The following is a 16,240-nucleotide window of genomic DNA, read 5'->3' on the forward strand; positions in this document are numbered from 1 at the left end:
GGCGAAGCTGTTAACGATCAAAACAGCGGGCCGACACTTATGTGACGTCACACGCCTGAAATATCCGTGGTTGATGGTCCTAAGCCGAGAATCATCAAACTCTCGGGATTTCCCCATGCGGGTATTAATCGCGACTGACGCCTGGCATCCGCAGGTTAACGGTGTGGTCCGGACGCTGACCTCGCTGGCGGCCGCCGCCAAGGCCCTCGACGTCGAGATCGACTTCCTGACGCCGGACGGTTTTCGGTCGTGGCCGTTGCCGACCTATCCGGGCCTGCGCATCGCGCTGCCAAGCGGCAAAGAGATCGCGCGGCGAATCGAGAAGGCCGCGCCTGAAGCGCTGCACATCGCGACCGAGGGCCCGATCGGCTGGGCCGCGCGGGCCTATTGCCGCCGCCACCGGCTCGCTTTCACGACGTCCTACACCACGCGCTTTCCGGAATATGTCTCGGTGCGAACCGGCATTCCCGCGGCTGTCGGCTATGCCGTGCTGCGACACTTCCACGATGCCGCGGCCATGACCATGGTGGCGACGCCCTCGCTGCGGCAGGAGCTTTCCGAGCGTGGCTTCAAGCGGCTCGGATTCTGGACGCGCGGCGTGAACACCGAACTGTTCCACCCGGACGCTCCCGCCAAGCTCAATCTGCCGGGTCCGATCTTCATGACGATGGGGCGCGTAGCGGTGGAGAAGAATCTCGAAGCGTTCCTCTCGCTCGATCTGCCCGGCACCAAGGTCGTCGTCGGCGACGGGCCGCAGAAGGCGGCGCTCGAAAAGAAATATCCGGATGCCGTCTTCCTCGGCGAGAAGAAGGGCGCGGAACTGACCGCGCATCTCGCGGCTGCCGACGTCTTCGTGTTCCCGAGCCTCACCGACACCTTTGGCGTGGTGCAGTTAGAGGCGCTCGCATGCGGCACGCCGGTTGCTGCGTTTCCGGTGACGGGACCGAAGGACGTCATCGCCGATCATCCGATCGGCGCGATCGACCACGATCTGCGTGCAGCTTGCCTCCGCGCGCTCACCATGTCGCGCGAGACCTGCCGCAACTTCGCGCTGGAGCGCTCCTGGGAGAACAGCGCGCGCCAGTTCGTCGGCAACCTAACCTCACTCCAGCCCAGCCGCATTCTGCGCGCCTCGCCGGTGATGGCGCGGCGGCCGGTGCGCGGCTGATTCCTTTCCGTTTGAACCACAGCGAGAACCTCATCGATGGCTAAGATCATGAACCTTGACGGCACCCAGCAGCTCGACCTCACCCGCGGCACAGTCGAGCAGGCCTACGATCGCTGGGCGCCCGTCTACGATCTCGTGTTCGGCGGCGTATTCGCCAAGGGCCGGCAGGCGGCGATCGCGGCCACCAACAAGATCGGCGGCCGCGTGCTCGAGGTCGGCGTCGGCACCGGCATCTCGCTGCCGCTCTACGCGCCGCATCTGCGCATCTTCGGCACCGATATTTCGGAAGCGATGCTGGACAAGGCGCGTCAGCGCGTCACCGAGGGCAAGCTGAAGAACGTCGAGGGTCTCGCGGTGATGGACGCCGAGAAGCTCGAATTCCCCGACAATTCCTTCGACGTCGTGATGGCGCAATATGTCGTCACCGCGGTGCCGAATCCGGAAGTCGCGCTCGACGAATTCGCGCGCGTGCTGCGCCCGGGCGGCGAGCTGATCATCCTCACCCGCGTCAGCGCCGATGCCGGCGTGCGTCGCTTCATCGAGCAGAAGCTCCAGCCGGTGGTGCGCCCGCTCGGCTTCCGCACCGCCGAGTTCGCCTGGTCGCGCTATGTGAAGTGGCTGGCCGGCGCCAACGGCATCGAACTCGCCGAGCGCCGTCTGATTCCGCCGCTCGGCCATTTCTCGCTGGTACGCTTCCGCAAGGTCGACGTCGCCAAGGCGGCTTGAGAGAGGCGGCTTGAGCACGGCGGCGTGAGCCGCCGCTAGCGTTCGCGTGCGTCATCGCGTCGCTGCGCATCGTCACATGACAAAATGATGATGTCACACGACGTACATCGAATCTCTGTAAATCCCGTACCCGAAAGCATTTTGGGGGAGAGCATGATCAAGAATTATCTCGAGCAGCTGCGGATCCAGCGCTGGGACGACCATCGCTACTATCACCACAGCCGCATCAATCAGAGCCTGCACTTCGTCAGCGCGCTGAGCTTCCTCTTCGCCTATCTCTGGCTGTTCGTCGATCCGATGATCTCCGCCCTGGTCGGCTGGCTGGTCTCGATGACCTCGCGCCAGGCCGGTCACTTCTTCTTCGAACCGCACGATTTCGACCACATCAACCAGGCCACGCACGAGTACAAGGAAGACATCAAGGTCGGCTACAACCTTCAGCGCAAAGTGGTGCTGATGGCGATCTGGGCGCTGTCGCCACTGGTGCTGTTAGTCGATCCGACGCTGTTCGGCCTGTTCACGCCCTGGGCGAGCGCGACCGATTTCATGCGGCAGGTCGCCAAGATCTGGCTCGTGATCGGCGGCGGCGGGCTGCTGTTCCGCACCGTGCACCTGTTCTTCATCCGCGACGTCGAGACCGGCCTCGTCTGGATGACCAAGATCCTGACCGATCCCTTCCACGATCTGATGCTCTACCGCAATGCTCCGCTGGCGCTCATGCGCGGCGAGCTGATGGACCCCGGCCTGCATCTCAACCCCGAGCACACGCTGGGCCTGATCTCCGAGCCCACGCTCGAAGAGCAGCACGCCTGAGCGCGCTGTTCTCACCAAACGCTCCGATGTCTGATGGTTGCGTCATGCCCGGCCTTGTGCCGGGCATCCACGTCTTGGGACTTTCGCGCGGAGACGCGTGGATGGCCGGGACAAGCCCGGCCATGACGGCGTTGGACGAATTAGCCTCGGCGCCCAAAACGCTTGGCCAGCATCTCTTTGAGGATCTGCCGCTTGATGCTCTTGTTGGTGAGCACGCCATCGTGCCACCAGAAGCCATCGGCCTTCATCTTTTCGGCGGCGCGGACGAAGCGTTCGGAGACCTCGGTGAAGTCGGCATCGGTGTAGTTCAGGCTGAAGATCAGCCGTCCGCTGCCGACCCAGCTCAGCGACAGGCCCTCGGCGCGCAAATAATATTGCAGCATCCAGTTGTAGCGGGACGGCGTGGTGTATTTCACCGTCCAGATCGACGACAGATTGGCGACCTGCACCGGCAGGCCCGCGTCGGTCAGCATCTGGTTGAGCTTTTCCGCGCGGCCATTCCAGGTCTCTTCCAGCCCGTCATAGATGGCGCGGAAGTTCGGGCTGGCGAGCCGGCTCAGGAATTCGTCCATCGCCGTCATGACGTAGGGATGCGAGTTGAAGGTGCCCCGGGCGAAGCAGACGTCGGCGGGACGATCGTCGCGGAAGCGGCGCATCAGCTCCTTCTTGCCGCAGACCACGCCGACCGGCAGGCCGCCGGCGAGGCTCTTGCCGTAGGTCACCATGTCGGCGCGCACGCCGAAATATTCCTGGGCGCCGCCGGCGGCGAGACGGAAGCCGACGAAGACCTCGTCGAAGATCAGCACGATGCCACGCTCGGTGCAGACCTCGCGCAGCTTCTTCAGCCACTCGGTATAGGCCGCGCGGTCGAACTTGCCGCCGCGGGAAGAATCAACCAGCGCGGAATCGCCGGGGGCGTTGGAATTCGGATGCAGCGCCTGGAGCGGATTGACCAGAACGCAGGCGATGTCGCGGCGCGTGCGCAGCACGTGCAGCGTCTTCTCCGACATTTCGGCAAGCGTATAGGTCTCGTGCGCGGTGACGGGGTTGCCGACGCCGGGCTGCACATCGCCCCACCAGCCGTGATAGGCGCCGGCAAAGCGGACGAGATGGGTTCGCTTAGTGTGGTAGCGCGCGAGCCGCACGGCCTGCATGACGGCTTCGGTGCCGGACATGTGGAAGGAGACTTCGTCGAGGCCCGAAATCTGGCAGAGCCGCTGCACGTTTTCGAGGATGACGGGATGGTAGGGGCCGAGCACGGGTCCGAGCGCATGCGCCCGTTTCTCGGATCCCTCGATGCACTCCTTGTAGAAATCGTTGCCGAAGATGTTGACGCCGTAGGAGCCGGTGAGGTCGTAGGAGACGTTGCCGTCGACGTCCTTCACGGTGACGCCGCTCGAGGACTCCATGAAGGCCGAGGTGCCCAGATTTTCGCGCACCAGGCGCGAGAACTGGAACGGCACGCGGTAAGTCTCGGTGAAATTCAGGTCGGAGATCTTTTCCGCCGCCTCCTGCGTCATCGCGCGACCCTTGGGGTAGCGATCGGCGTAGATGCGCGCGAGACGGAAGAAGGCGTCCTTGCGCTGGGCGGCGATGTTCGCCGGCGCGCCGTCGCAGGAGAAGTAGTCGCCGTCTCTGAACTCGTAGAACGGGAGCAGCCGCGCCACCCGGCGCGACATCTTGGAGTGCCCGGCGAGCGACCGGTGCTTGGCGCGGGACAATGCGAGCCGCGCCTTCAGCTTCGGGAAGGCGGCGGCAGCGGACGCTGCGGCGGCCACGGACAAAGAAAGAATCGGGAGTGTCGTTTCCATGACAACAAGCGCTAATACTGCGAGCTGACAGATTCATGACAGTCAAAGCCCTCATCGCCTCTTTCACCCAGCAGGAAGACCTCAACTTCCTGTTGACCAACCGCATCCCCCGCGCTGCGCTGACCCGCTTCATGGGCTGGTTCTCCAAGATCGAGAATCCGCTGGTGCGGGACGGCTCGATCGCCCTGTGGAAGCTGTTCTCCGATCTCGATTTGTCGGAGGCGCGCAAGACCCATTTCAAGAGCCTGCACGATTGCTTCACCCGGGAGCTCAAGCCGGGCCTGCGGCCCTTTGATCCCGACCCTTCCGTTGTCGCCAGCCCGTCCGACGGCATCGTCGGCGCCCATGGCCGGATCGCAGACACCGAGCTGTTCCAGGTCAAGGGCGCGCCCTATTCGCTGCTCGACCTGCTCGGCGATTCCGCGCTGGTCGAGCAGCACCGCAACGGAAGCTTCGTCACGCTGCGGCTGACCTCGAGCATGTATCACCGCTTCCATGCGCCCTACGATGCACACATCGAGCGCGTCACGCTGATCCATGGCGACGTCTGGAACGTCAACCCGATCGCGCTGAAGCGGGTCGAACGCCTGTTCTGCAAGAACGAACGCGCGGTGATCCGCACGCATCTCTCATCCGGCGAGGTCGTGACACTGGTGCCGGTCGCCGCGATCCTGGTCGCGAGCATCCGCCTGCACTTCCTCGGCATGGTGCTGAACGCGCAGACCAGGGGGCCTGTCAACTTCCCCTGTGACGTCAACGTGACCAAGGGCGAGGAGCTCGGCTGGTTCGAGCACGGCTCGACCATCATCATCCTCGCACCCGGCGATTTTACCTTCTGCGATGGCATCACTGAGGGCACGCGCATCCGGGCCGGTCAAGCGTTGCTGAGGAAAAACTAGCCTTCAATCTGCCGTGTCGGCTGTCTATATCATCCGCGGGGGTCGATCGACACGGATTTGGTGATGGCGCGGGCGCCGGTGATGGCGGCGGGTGGTATTGTGCTGCGGCGTGGTGCTCCGCCGCTGATCGCGATCGTGCGCCAGCGCAAGCGCAACGAATGGGTCTTGCCCAAGGGCAAGCTCGATGACGGCGAAACGCCGAAACAGGCCGCGCACCGCGAGGTGCTGGAAGAAACCGGCCATGAGGTCGCCATCCACGAGTTTTTGGGCACGCTGGTCTACCAGTCCGGTGGTCGCTCCAAGGTCGTGCATTTCTGGCGGATGGAGGCCGAAGGCGGTCCTGTCCGCAAGCTGATGAACGACATCAAGGCGGTCGACTGGCTGCCGCTGGAAGACGCGATCGCGCGCCTGTCGCGCGAATACGAACGCGCCTTCCTGGTGCAGATCGGCCCGATCGCACTCGCTGCTGCCGGCCTTGCATCTTCGCCTGCAGCCGAGCCGCCGCCGCTGGCGACCGACGATATCGATGCCGCCTTGCAGACCCTGACACCCGCCGAAGCCGCCTCCGTCGACGAACTGCGCCACGGCTTGTTGCAGAAGGTAAGGGCGTGGCTGCGCGGCGAGGCGTGAGTTCTCTTCATCTCGCGCCGCTTGCGGGTGAGGGAGCATCCGCGAGCTAATATCGTTGGGGAGCGCCAGCCCCTTCCAAGTCGTCATTGCGAGCGCAGCGAAGCAATCCAGAATCTTTCCGCGGAGGGACTCTGGATTGCTTCGCTGCGCTCGCAATGACGGCAGAGGATAGAGCGGGGCGCGCCGAGCGCTTCGGCGCACACTAGACTCTACCGCTTCTTCTTTTCCTTCGGCGGCGCGGGCTTGCGCGGCGCGGCGGGGCGCTGTGCGCCGGGCAGGCGCTGCTGCACGCCGGGCGGGCGCTGCACCGCGCCTTGCTGCGGCTGGGCCGCCGGTTGGGCGCCGGGCTGCAATCCCGTGCGCGGGGTCAGCGGCGTCGCGCCCGGCTGCGCGGGCGTGACTCCGCCAGGCTGCGCCGGAGTTTGGCCGGCGCGTGCCGGCTGCGTCGGCGCTGCGCCGCCGGGCTGCGTGCCTTGTCCGGTGCGCGGCTGGCCTGCCGGCTGCCCCGCACCTTGTTGCTGCTGGCTCTGACCGGCGCGCGGGGTACCCGGCTGCAAGGCGCCGCCCTGTCCTTGCCGCTGCGGCGTCTGCGTGCCTGGTTTCGTACCTTGGCGGTTCGGTGTACCCGGCTGTTGCTGACCCGGACGGTTGTTCTGACCGGGCTGCTGCGGCTGTTGGCCCGGCGCTGTGTTCGGACGCAATTGCTGTTGCTGCGGCGGCTGGGCCGGCCGCGGAATCCGGCTGCTTGCGGTGGGATTGGCGCGGCGGAAGTCGCGCTGCTCGGTGACGATCTGCCGGCCCGTGGTCTGCGCCGCATGCACCTGGCTGACGAAGCCGCGGTCGCGCGCGATCTGCTGCGGCGGAATCGTGATCGGCACCGCGGCAAAGCGCATGCCGCCCGGGCCGCCTGTGCCCGGCCGGATCGCAAAGCCGCTCGATGCCTCCGTCAGCGCACCGAGCCGCGCGCCGCTGGTGCGGTCGTTGACGTCGATATGCCCGACCCGGCCGTCGGCGTCGGGATAGAGCTTGATGTTGACGTTGTTGGCGGGGCTCGCGGCCGCGCCCTCGGGCACGTCGACGACGCCGGTGGTGCCGCGGATGCCCAGCGTTGCGGTCGGCGTCGCGATCTTCATGTCGCCGTTTTTCGCCACCGCCGCTGCAACGAAGGCGACCGTGCCCTTGCCGATGTCGAAGATCGCCGAGTTCTGCTTGCCGCCGTCCTCATAGACGTAATTGTCGATGGTGATCTTGGCGCTGGCCGAGAGGTTGAACGTGGTGGCGTCGTTGAAGGTGATGCCGAGCGCGGAGTTCGACGAGGTCTGCACTACGTCGTTGAGATAGATGTCGTCGCGCACTTTCAGCGGATAAGAATTCTTGTCGCGGACCACGGTCGCGATCCCAGTCACCGTCGCGACATTGCCGATCGGCTCGACCGCGGCGGGCTGCGCATCCGCAGCCGGTGCTGGCGAGGCTGCGGGCGTCGGCGAAGGCGCGGGCGTTGGCTGGGCCTGCGGCTGCGCTTGGGCAAGCTCGATCGTATCGGACGCGCCTGCATCGCCCGCGCCGGCCAGCGGCAACGCCAGCAGCGGAACAGCAAACACGAAGCGGCGCCAAGCCACCATCAAAGCCACAATGAGGTCCCGGTGAGAACGCGAGGCAGGATCGACCGATTTCAACTGGAGCCGGCTGAACGGCGGATGAACATCTGTCGCATGGATGAGGTCAACGTTCAAACGCCACGTCCCGGGCAGGGACGTGGCGCCATGATAAGAACAGGAAAATTGGCCAGCCGCGAAGGATGACCCCTTCGCCCTCAGCTCACCCGCTTCCAGGTCTGGCCGCCGCAGAACATGCCGCCGAAGGCACAGCCCTGCACGCGCATCGCATTCGGGCCCTTCATCGCGATCGTGGAGTCGTAGTTGCGGCCGGAGTCGGGGTCGTGGATGCGGCCGCTCCACTTGGCGCCGTCGGGCTTCATGTTGATCAGAATCCGCTCATTGCTCTTCTCGGCATAGCCGCAGAGATCGGTGCCGCACTGCTCGACGCGGACATTGCCCTTGTTCTCTTCGGTCGCCCACACGCCGAGCGGCGTGCTCGCGATCTGCGCCGGCGCGGCGGCGGCAGGCGCCGGAGCGGGCGCATAAGCAGGTGCAGTCGCGACCGGCGCCGGAGCCGCAACCGGCGCAGGCTGCGTGGTCGTGTCGACGGACGGAGCCGCGGCAACGGTCGTGGCCGGGGCAGCAGGAGCAATTGCGGGGGCTGCCGGAACAGTTGCCTGCACCGGCTGCTGCTGCACCGGAGCCGGCGCGGGCTGCGCGGTCGTCGTGCTCGGCGTGGTGTCGTCGTCGTCCTTGGAGCCAAGGCCGTTGAGATTGATGTTGTTCAGCTTGATTGGCTTGTTCGACAGGCCGGGCGCCACGATGGTGACGCAGTCGAGCGAGGCGCAGTTGCGCGGCGTCTCGATGCGGACGCGCTGGCCTTCGATCTGGAACGAGATCGAATTGCCCGCATGGGCTGCGGCGGTCGAAGCGAGGAAGAGTGCGGTGGCGGCGATGTAGAGCTTGTTCATGACAACCTCCCAGATGTTGCGTGGTCCCGGTATGGCCTGAAGTCGGCGCCGGACTGAATGTGGTTCGACCCTATCCCTGGCTTATCCGGTCTTCTGTGATGGACCTCACAACGGCCGCGTCAGGGCTTGGGTGAGCCAGCGCACATTCAGCCGCCGTTCCCTTGCGTAACGTCGTCGCGACACGGAGGGAGGCGTCGATGAAGCGGCTTGCGACTTCGCTTGGCACATTGATCGCACTGATGGCGGTCGCGCCCGCAGCGCAGGCCGGTTCCTATTCCTTCTCGATTGGCGGCCACCGGTTCCATGTCGAAGCACCTCGGAATTGCCGGTCGACCTCTTGCGTTTCGATTTCCACCAATCCCGGCATCAAGCGGATAGAGGATGTCGACACCACACCGGCCCCGCCGCCCGCGCCTGCGCCGGCCATCGTGCAGCCGCAGCCGGTTTGTGTCGCATCGCCAGTCAGACCGCCGCAGGCGACAATTGTCGTGGCGCCGCCCGCACCGCCGCTCGCGCCTGTGGTTGCGGCCACGACATCACAGCCAATTGTTCTGCCGCTGCCGCCAAGGCCCGCGCCGCCGAGTATCGACCCGCCTCGAACGACATCTCTCGATCCGCCACGCGTTGCACCCCCGGTCATCGCGCCAAAGCCAGTCGCGATCTCACAGCATACCGATGACGAGCCTGCGGACGCGCCGCTCGGTCAATGGGAGAGCGCGGGTGCCAAGGGTACGGTGCGCATCGAACATTGCGGCCCCGCGCTGTGCGGTTATGCACTGACGGAAGCTTCGACCAAAGGCGAGAGCGTGCTCGTCAACATGAAACCGAAATCGGACGACGTCTGGACCGGCAACATCTACAGCCGCTCCAGCGGCAACACTTATTATGCCACGATGACGCTGAAGGCCTCCGGCAGGCTCCACGTCGAGGCTTGCGCGCTCGGCCACTTCTGGTGCTCCGGCAGCGATTGGGTGCGCGTCGAGGAGGGGCAAGAGAAACTGATCACGACGTCGCGGCAGTGGGGCGCGCGGTCGTAGCAACGCGCACCTCTTACCCTCCCCTCCAGGGGTCCTCCAGGGAAGGTGGCAGTTTTGCCTGTCTAATTTGTAATCGTCTCGCACCGAACCCGCATCTGCCTTGCGCGCGACCGATGGCTGACGACGCACGCAAGGAGAGCCTACATGAAACGTCTTGCCCTCATCGCTGCGCTGCTGATCGGCAGCGCGATCTCGGCGCACGCCGACACCGATATCTGGACCAACGTGCTGAAGCAGAAGCGCGGCGACGACGCGCTGAACGTTGATAGCGGGTTCTGCGACGCGCAGTTCGGCGCGCCGCAGAACGGCACGGCGACATCGGCAGGCTACAAACGCTGCATGCGCGCACGTGGCTGGCGCTTCAGCTATACTCGCCGCGAGAAGGACGATCGCTATCCCGATCCCGACAACCCCGGCATGATGTGCCGAAGTTTCAAGATTGGCGGCATCACGGGATCAGACTGCTCGAATTTTGAATGCAGCAGAACGCCCGGCGAACGCAACCGGGCTGGTCCTGCAATGCGGTCGGTAGTCGCTGCTAGATCATCCCGAGCACGATGGCGCCGACAAAGGCCATGGCGATGTACGCAGTGATAACGCTCAGTCTCCCGACGAACGTCATGACGTTGCTCCCTGAGATCCCCTTGGGATTGCTCCCTCTGCGCGCGCCGCCTCGCGCGCAACTATTATGGTTAACAGAGAGTGAACTTCCAAAAAAGTCAGCCGTGCTGTCGTTCAACCGGCGCGGCAATCTCACGCCCGCGCCCGGCATGGTTAAAGAAGGCTGAAATCAACACGTTGAAGAGTCTTTAAGTAAATTCACCGAACGTGCGCGCATGACGCGCGGAGTTCGTTTGTATCTCGTCGGCTCCATCGTCCTTGTTTCGCTCGCGGGTTGCGGACGCGGCTTGTTCCAGGCCGAACGTGAACCGTGGCGGGCCGAGGCCGAAGCGGCGTGCCTGAAATCCGGCGCCGTAAAAGAGAGCGCGGAGATCGTTCGGATCGAACCAATCTCCGGCCCCGGCATGTGCGGCGCCGAGTTTCCGCTGAAGGTCGCCGCCATCGGCGAAGGCACCAGCAGCTACGGTTTTGCCGACGAGGAATTGCGCCCGCCCGGAAACGTCGGCAACCAGCCACGCTGGCCGGTGACGCAGCCGCAATCGAACTATCCGGCATCCTCCTATCCGCAGCGATCGAACTATCCCGAGAGCGCGGTGCGCCAGCCCTCTGGCTATGGCGCATCCTCCGGCCCGGTGTCGCTGAGTGCGCCTGGCGTCGCGCCTCAGGAAGACGAGATCGACCTGCCGGCCGAAGGTACCGATGCCGCCGGCGCGGCGCGCTACATGAATGCACCGAGCTATCCGCCGCGGCCGGCGCCTTATTCGCAAGCCCCTGCGCAACAGCCGCCGCGCCTCGGCCCTGCGCAAGGCAATCCCGTCACCGCCGTCGGGCCGGTCGCGATCAAGCCGACCGCGACGCTGGCCTGTCCGATCGTGTCCGAGCTCGACCGCTGGTTCGCCGACACTGTGCAGCCATCGGCGATGCGCTGGTTCGGTGCCCGCGTGGTCGAGATCAATCAGATCTCCGCCTATTCCTGCCGCGGCATGAACGGCAACCCGAGCGCCCACATTTCCGAACACGCCTTCGGCAATGCGCTCGATGTCGCCGCCTTCGTGCTTGCCGACGGCCGCCGTATCTCCGTGAAAGACGGCTGGCGCGGCATGCCGGAAGAGCAGGGCTTTTTGCGCGACGTGCAGTCGGGCGCCTGCGCGCACTTCACCACGGTGCTGGCGCCGGGCTCCAACGTCTATCACTACGATCACATCCACGTCGATTTGATGCGCCGCGCCAGCCGCCGCCTGATCTGCCAGCCCGCCGCCGTCTCCGGCGAAGAGGTCGCCGCGCGCGCTGGCGGACGCCGTCCCTATGCGAATGCGCGCGATCCCTCGGTCACCGGCGCGCTCGGTGCGCGCAAGACCAACAAGCGCGAGAAGGTCAACGAGGAAGACGAGTTCTCGGACGATTAGGCGCGCAATGCGCGCGCCCCTTGTCGCCCGGATGAGCGAAGCGATATCCGGGACAGCATTCCCGCATATCGCTGCGCTCATGCGGGCTGTGACCGCGTGAATCGCATGCCCGACATCATTCGCTATCTCACCCACCCGCAGGTGCAAATCGATCCCGACGTGCCGGTGCCGCAATGGCGCCTCAGCCCGGTCGGTCGCACGCGCATCCAAGCGCTCGCAAAAACAAGCTGGCTTGCGCGCACCACGCAGATCATCTCCAGCGGCGAGCGCGAGGCCATCGAGACCGCTGAGATCATCGCGAGCCCGCTCGGCCTCATGATCGATATCCGCGAGGCCATGCATGAGAACGACCGCTCAGCGACGGGTTTTCTAAAGCCAGCCGAGTTCGAAGAGGTCGCCAATCAGTTCTTCGCGCAGCCGCATCTCAGCATCCGCGGCTGGGAGCGGGCGATCGATGCGCAGGCACGCATCGTGCGCGAGGCCGAGGCGGTGCTGGCGCGCAACCGGTCGGGCGACGTTTTGTTCGTCGGGCACGGCGCCGTCGGTACGCTGCTGTTCTGTCACTATGCCGGCCATCCGATCGATCGCGTCCACGATCAGCCGGCGGGAGGCGGCCACGTCTTTACGTTCACGCGCGATGCGCGCCGGGTCCTGCATGGTTGGCGCAGAATGGAAGAGATTTAGGTGGGGACGAAGACGCTACTTCGCCCGGTAGGCCGCCAGAAACATCCGCGTCGCGCTGTCGACCACTTCGGCCATGCGTTCTTCCGACGGCGGCGGCGCCGCCTGGAAGACGAAGGGCAGAAACAGCGAGGCCTTGGACAGTTCCATGAACTGCGTGGCGGCAAGGTCGCAATCGTCGATCTTGAGATCGCCAGAGGCGACATGGGCTGCGAGATATTCGGCAAGCCTGTTGATGGTCTTGTCCAGCACGCGCACATAGTAGCGGCGGCCGACATCGGGCATGCGCTCGGCGATCGCCATCACGGTGCGGATCGCGGATCCGCCGCCGGGCCGGCAGAGCAGATGGATGTAAGCCTGGCCGAAATCCTTCAGCGTGGTCTCGACATCGCGGGCCGGGTCGAAATTAAATACAACCTGACCGTGCTGGAGCGCCTCCTGCTCCAAAATTGCCTCGAACAGAGCGCTTTTGTCGGCAAAATAGACGTAGAGTGTGCCCTTGGAGACGGCGGCCGCCCGCGCAATCTCGCCCATGCTGGCGCCGTCGAAACCGAGATCCATGAAGACCTTGCGCGCGCCGTCCAGGATCTGGCGGCGTTTTGAGCTGTCTTCTTCGGAGACAACACGCAGATGTTCGCGGTCGGCTGCAACCATTGGTTTAGGTTCTCGAAAGGTTTTGGTCAGGTCCTGGCTAGTTCTTGGCCAGTTCTTGGACCATGGAAACCTAAAGAAAGGATTCGGACCAGTACGGTCCGATGCGGGGTACAATTTAGATTGACCGAACCGTTCGGTCAATTATATTTGGATGCGTGAGAGGGGCCAGGGCCGCGCGACGGCGTGTCCCGGCTCGCGATTTTTTGTTGGGGAGGCCTTTATGGCCGCATCGAGAGACCAGGCTGCGCGCGTCGTCCCGCTGGATCAGGCGCAGGACCACGCGCCGGAGCAGGCGGGTGGCGACGCTGCGCCGGAAAAGTCCGCTGCGCTGGCCGAGCAGTTGCGCTCTCATGTGGCTGAGGAAACCAAGCGCCGCATCAATGAGGCGCCGGAGAGCCCCGTGACCGACGAGCCGGCCCCCGCCGCAACCGCACCAGGCACGCCCAAACCCGGCAAGCGCAAATTCGTCCTGATGGGCGTCGGCCTGCTGCTCGCGCTCGCGGCCGCAAGCTATGCCGGCTACTACACGCTGGTCGGCCGCTTCTACGTCTCCACCGACGACGCCTATGTCCGCGCCAACAACACCATGCTGGGCGCGCGCGTTGCCGGCCACATCTCCTCGATCCTCGCCGGCGACAACTCGCTGGTCCGTGCCGGCGACACCGTCTTCCGTATCGACGACGGCGACTACAAGATCGCGGTCGACGCCGCCGCGACCCGGATCGCGACCCAGCAGGCCACCATCGATCGCATCGGCCGCCAGGTCGCCGCGCTCGAGAGCCAGGTCGCGCAGGCCAAGGCCCAGTTCGTCTCCGCCGAAGCCGGCCTCAAGCGTGCCGATCTCGATTATGAGCGCCAGCAGGCGCTGAGCAGCAAGGGCTTTGCCTCGCGCGCCACCTTCGAGTCCTCGGAAGCCGGACGCGACCAGGGCGCCGCCGCGGTCAAGGCCGCGCAGGCCGCCTATGACGCCGCGCTCAGCAATGTCGACGTCGCCAAGGCGCAGCAGGCCGAAGCGCAGGCGCAGCTCGCCGAACTCAAGACCACGCTCGCCAAGGCCGAGCGCGACCTCAGCTTCACCCAGGTGCGTGCGCCCGTCGACGGCACCTTCTCCAACCGTCTCGTCAGCGCCGGCGACTTCGTCGCGGTCGGCCAGCGCCTCGGCAACATTGTGCCGCTCGACGACGTCTATATCGACGCCAACTTCAAGGAAACGCAGCTCAAGCGCATCCGTCCCGGCCAGCCGGTGACGATCAAGGTCGATGCCTACGGCATGCGCAAGTTCAGCGGCGTCGTCGACAGCATCGCGGCGGGCGCGGGCTCGGTGTTCACGCTGCTGCCGCCGGACAACGCCACCGGCAACTTCACCAAGATCGTGCAGCGCGTGCCGGTTCGTATCCGCGTGCCGAAGTCGGTTGCGAGGCAGAACCTGCTCCGCGCCGGCATGTCGGTCTACGCGAGCGTCGACACCAACAAGGGCGCGGCCGACGCCGACAGCGAGATCGATCTCGACGATCCCACCATGATCCATCCGCAGTAGGCGCGTATCTGAAGCGCTGCGAGGTCAGACCATGGCGAACGCCACGACTGCTTCACCTGCCATGATGGCGGCAGCCGCCGCTTCGGAGCGCATTGCGCCGAAGCGGATGATCGCCTTCATCATCATGGTATTCGGGATGTTCATGTCGATCCTGGACATCCAGATCGTCTCGGCCTCCTTGAGCGAAATCCAGGCCGGCCTGTCGGCGAGCTCGAGCGAGGTCTCCTGGGTCCAGACCGCCTATCTGATCGCCGAGGTGATCGCGATCCCGCTGTCGGGATTCCTGTCGCGCGCCTTCGGCACGCGGCTGTTGTTCGCGATCTCGGCCGCCGGCTTCACCTTCGCGAGCCTGCTCTGCGGCTTCGCCACCACGATCGAGGAGATGATCCTCTGGCGCGCGCTGCAGGGCTTTCTCGGCGCCGGCATGATCCCGACCGTGTTCGCCTCGGCCTACACCGTGTTCCCGCGTACCAAATTCCACATCGTCGGTCCGATCATCGGCCTCGTCGCGACGCTGGCTCCGACCATCGGGCCCACGGTCGGCGGCATCATCACCGACGCGATGTCGTGGAACTGGCTGTTCTTCATCAACGTCATTCCCGGCATCGGCATCACCATCGGCGTGCTGGCGCTGGTCGATTTCGACGAGCCGCATTTCGAGCTGCTCGACCGTTTCGACTGGTGGGGCCTGATCTTCATGGCCGGCTTCCTCGGCAGTCTGCAATATGTGCTGGAGGAGGGCCCGCAATATGAATGGCTGCAGGACACCTCGGTCGCGATCTGTGCCGCGATCTGCGCCGTCTCGGCGGTTGCCTTCTTCTGGCGAGTCTTCACGGCGGCCGAGCCGATCGTCAATCTGCGCACGTTCACCAACCGCAATTTCGCCGTCGGCTGCACGCTGCAATTCTGCATCGGCATCGGCCTCTACGGCCTGACATACATCTATCCGCGCTATCTCGCCGAAGTGCGCGGCTACAGCGCGCTGATGATCGGCGAGACCATGTTCGTCTCCGGCATCACCATGTTTCTGGTCGCGCCGCTGGTCGGCCGGCTGATGGCGAGCGTCGACATGCGCTACATGATCGCGTTCGGCCTGGTCGTGTTCGCGATCGGCTCCTACCAGATGACCTGGATCACGCGCGATTTCGACTTCTACGAGCTGCTGATCCCGCAGATCCTGCGCGGCGTCGGCATGATGTTCGCGATGGTGCCGACCAACAACATCGCGCTCGGTACGCTGCCGCCAGACCGGGTGAAGAATGCTTCCGGCCTCTTCAACCTGATGCGCAATCTCGGCGGCGCGGTCGGACTCGCCGTCATCAACACCGTGCTCAACGACCGCACCGACCTGCACCTCACGCGCCTGCAGGACCGCGTGACCTGGGGCAATACGACCGCGACCGAAACCCTGAACATGTTCATGCAGAAGTTCCAGGGGCTCGGGGACTCGACGCTGATGGCGATGAAGCAGCTCAGCCAGATGGTGCACCGCCAGGCCGTGGTGATGAGCTACGGCGATACCTTCTTCATACTGACGCTGTTCTATCTCGGGCTCAGCGTGCTGGTCACATTGCTGAACAAGCCGGCCTCGCCGTTCGGCGGCGGCGGCGACGCGCATTAGTCGAGCCACATACGCGCTGTGATCGCTCGACAAGCCAGGGCATGACAGAGTCGGCGGCTCCGGCACC

At 65.0% G+C, this 16,240-nt stretch carries 15 protein-coding genes; 11 read left to right on the top strand and 4 right to left on the bottom strand.

What is annotated here, in order from left to right:
- The first annotated feature begins 115 nt into the window (after positions 1-115).
- The 3 genes from ACPPVR_RS10285 to ACPPVR_RS10295 all read left to right on the top strand — a co-directional run bounded on the left by ACPPVR_RS10285 (position 116) and on the right by ACPPVR_RS10295 (position 2,707).
- Positions 116-1,168 carry a glycosyltransferase family 4 protein gene (locus ACPPVR_RS10285; RefSeq protein WP_426614116.1) on the top strand — a complete coding sequence of 351 codons (1,053 nt, stop codon included), beginning with the start codon at positions 116-118 and terminating at the stop codon, positions 1,166-1,168.
- Between the two features lie 36 nt (positions 1,169-1,204).
- Positions 1,205-1,894, top strand: a complete 690-nt coding sequence (locus ACPPVR_RS10290) for a class I SAM-dependent methyltransferase (protein WP_426614117.1) — start codon at positions 1,205-1,207, stop codon at positions 1,892-1,894.
- Between the two features lie 153 nt (positions 1,895-2,047).
- A complete protein-coding gene (locus ACPPVR_RS10295; RefSeq protein WP_426614118.1) occupies positions 2,048-2,707 on the top strand; it encodes a hypothetical protein in 660 nt (219 codons plus the stop codon).
- Positions 2,708-2,847: 140 nt separating this feature from the next.
- On the opposite strand, the gene ACPPVR_RS10300 is transcribed toward ACPPVR_RS10295, so the two are convergent.
- Positions 2,848-4,518 carry an aminotransferase class III-fold pyridoxal phosphate-dependent enzyme gene (locus tag ACPPVR_RS10300; RefSeq protein ID WP_426614119.1) on the bottom strand — a complete coding sequence of 557 codons (1,671 nt, stop codon included), beginning with the start codon at positions 4,516-4,518 and terminating at the stop codon, positions 2,848-2,850.
- A gap of 35 nt (positions 4,519-4,553) precedes the next feature.
- Between ACPPVR_RS10300 and asd the strand changes: the two genes are divergently transcribed.
- On the top strand, positions 4,554-5,417 hold the full coding sequence (asd, locus tag ACPPVR_RS10305) for an archaetidylserine decarboxylase (RefSeq protein ID WP_426614120.1): 864 nt from the start codon (positions 4,554-4,556) through the stop codon (positions 5,415-5,417).
- 63 nt (positions 5,418-5,480) lie between these two features.
- Positions 5,481-6,047, top strand: coding sequence for an NUDIX hydrolase (locus ACPPVR_RS10310; RefSeq protein ID WP_426614121.1), 567 nt, complete (start codon positions 5,481-5,483; stop codon positions 6,045-6,047).
- A gap of 209 nt (positions 6,048-6,256) precedes the next feature.
- Here the strand turns inward: ACPPVR_RS10310 and ACPPVR_RS10315 are convergent, their stop codons facing one another.
- Both ACPPVR_RS10315 and ACPPVR_RS10320 read right to left on the bottom strand, forming a co-directional pair.
- Complete coding sequence (locus tag ACPPVR_RS10315) at positions 6,257-7,669, bottom strand: FecR domain-containing protein (RefSeq protein WP_426616062.1); 1,413 nt, start codon at positions 7,667-7,669, stop codon at positions 6,257-6,259.
- Between the two features lie 191 nt (positions 7,670-7,860).
- Complete coding sequence (locus ACPPVR_RS10320; RefSeq protein ID WP_426614122.1) at positions 7,861-8,616, bottom strand: DUF2147 domain-containing protein; 756 nt, start codon at positions 8,614-8,616, stop codon at positions 7,861-7,863.
- A gap of 197 nt (positions 8,617-8,813) precedes the next feature.
- On the opposite strand from ACPPVR_RS10320, the gene ACPPVR_RS10325 reads away from it, so the two are divergent.
- From ACPPVR_RS10325 to ACPPVR_RS10340, 4 genes are all read left to right on the top strand, one after another.
- A complete protein-coding gene (locus tag ACPPVR_RS10325) occupies positions 8,814-9,653 on the top strand; it encodes a DUF2147 domain-containing protein (protein WP_426614123.1) in 840 nt (279 codons plus the stop codon).
- 144 nt (positions 9,654-9,797) lie between these two features.
- Entirely contained in the window at positions 9,798-10,247 is a 450-nt protein-coding gene (locus tag ACPPVR_RS10330; protein ID WP_426614124.1) for a hypothetical protein, read from the top strand.
- A 242-nt stretch (positions 10,248-10,489) separates the two neighbouring features.
- Positions 10,490-11,680, top strand: coding sequence for an extensin family protein (locus ACPPVR_RS10335; protein WP_426614125.1), 1,191 nt, complete (start codon positions 10,490-10,492; stop codon positions 11,678-11,680).
- A 105-nt stretch (positions 11,681-11,785) separates the two neighbouring features.
- Complete coding sequence (locus ACPPVR_RS10340; RefSeq protein WP_426614126.1) at positions 11,786-12,364, top strand: histidine phosphatase family protein; 579 nt, start codon at positions 11,786-11,788, stop codon at positions 12,362-12,364.
- Between the two features lie 15 nt (positions 12,365-12,379).
- Here ACPPVR_RS10340 and ACPPVR_RS10345 read toward each other — a convergent pair whose 3' ends face one another.
- Positions 12,380-13,015, bottom strand: a complete 636-nt coding sequence (locus tag ACPPVR_RS10345; protein WP_426614127.1) for a TetR/AcrR family transcriptional regulator — start codon at positions 13,013-13,015, stop codon at positions 12,380-12,382.
- A 220-nt stretch (positions 13,016-13,235) separates the two neighbouring features.
- Here ACPPVR_RS10345 and ACPPVR_RS10350 point away from each other — a divergent pair, with 220 nt between their 5' ends.
- Positions 13,236-14,552, top strand: a complete 1,317-nt coding sequence (locus ACPPVR_RS10350) for an HlyD family efflux transporter periplasmic adaptor subunit (protein ID WP_426614128.1) — start codon at positions 13,236-13,238, stop codon at positions 14,550-14,552.
- Positions 14,553-14,583: 31 nt separating this feature from the next.
- Positions 14,584-16,173 (top strand): DHA2 family efflux MFS transporter permease subunit, encoded by a 1,590-nt coding sequence (locus ACPPVR_RS10355; protein WP_426614129.1) that lies wholly within the window; start codon positions 14,584-14,586, stop codon positions 16,171-16,173.
- Positions 16,174-16,240: the final 67 nt, after the last annotated feature.

The organism is Bradyrhizobium sp. McL0616, from assembly GCF_049993385.1.
Lineage (GTDB): Bacteria > Pseudomonadota > Alphaproteobacteria > Rhizobiales > Xanthobacteraceae > Bradyrhizobium.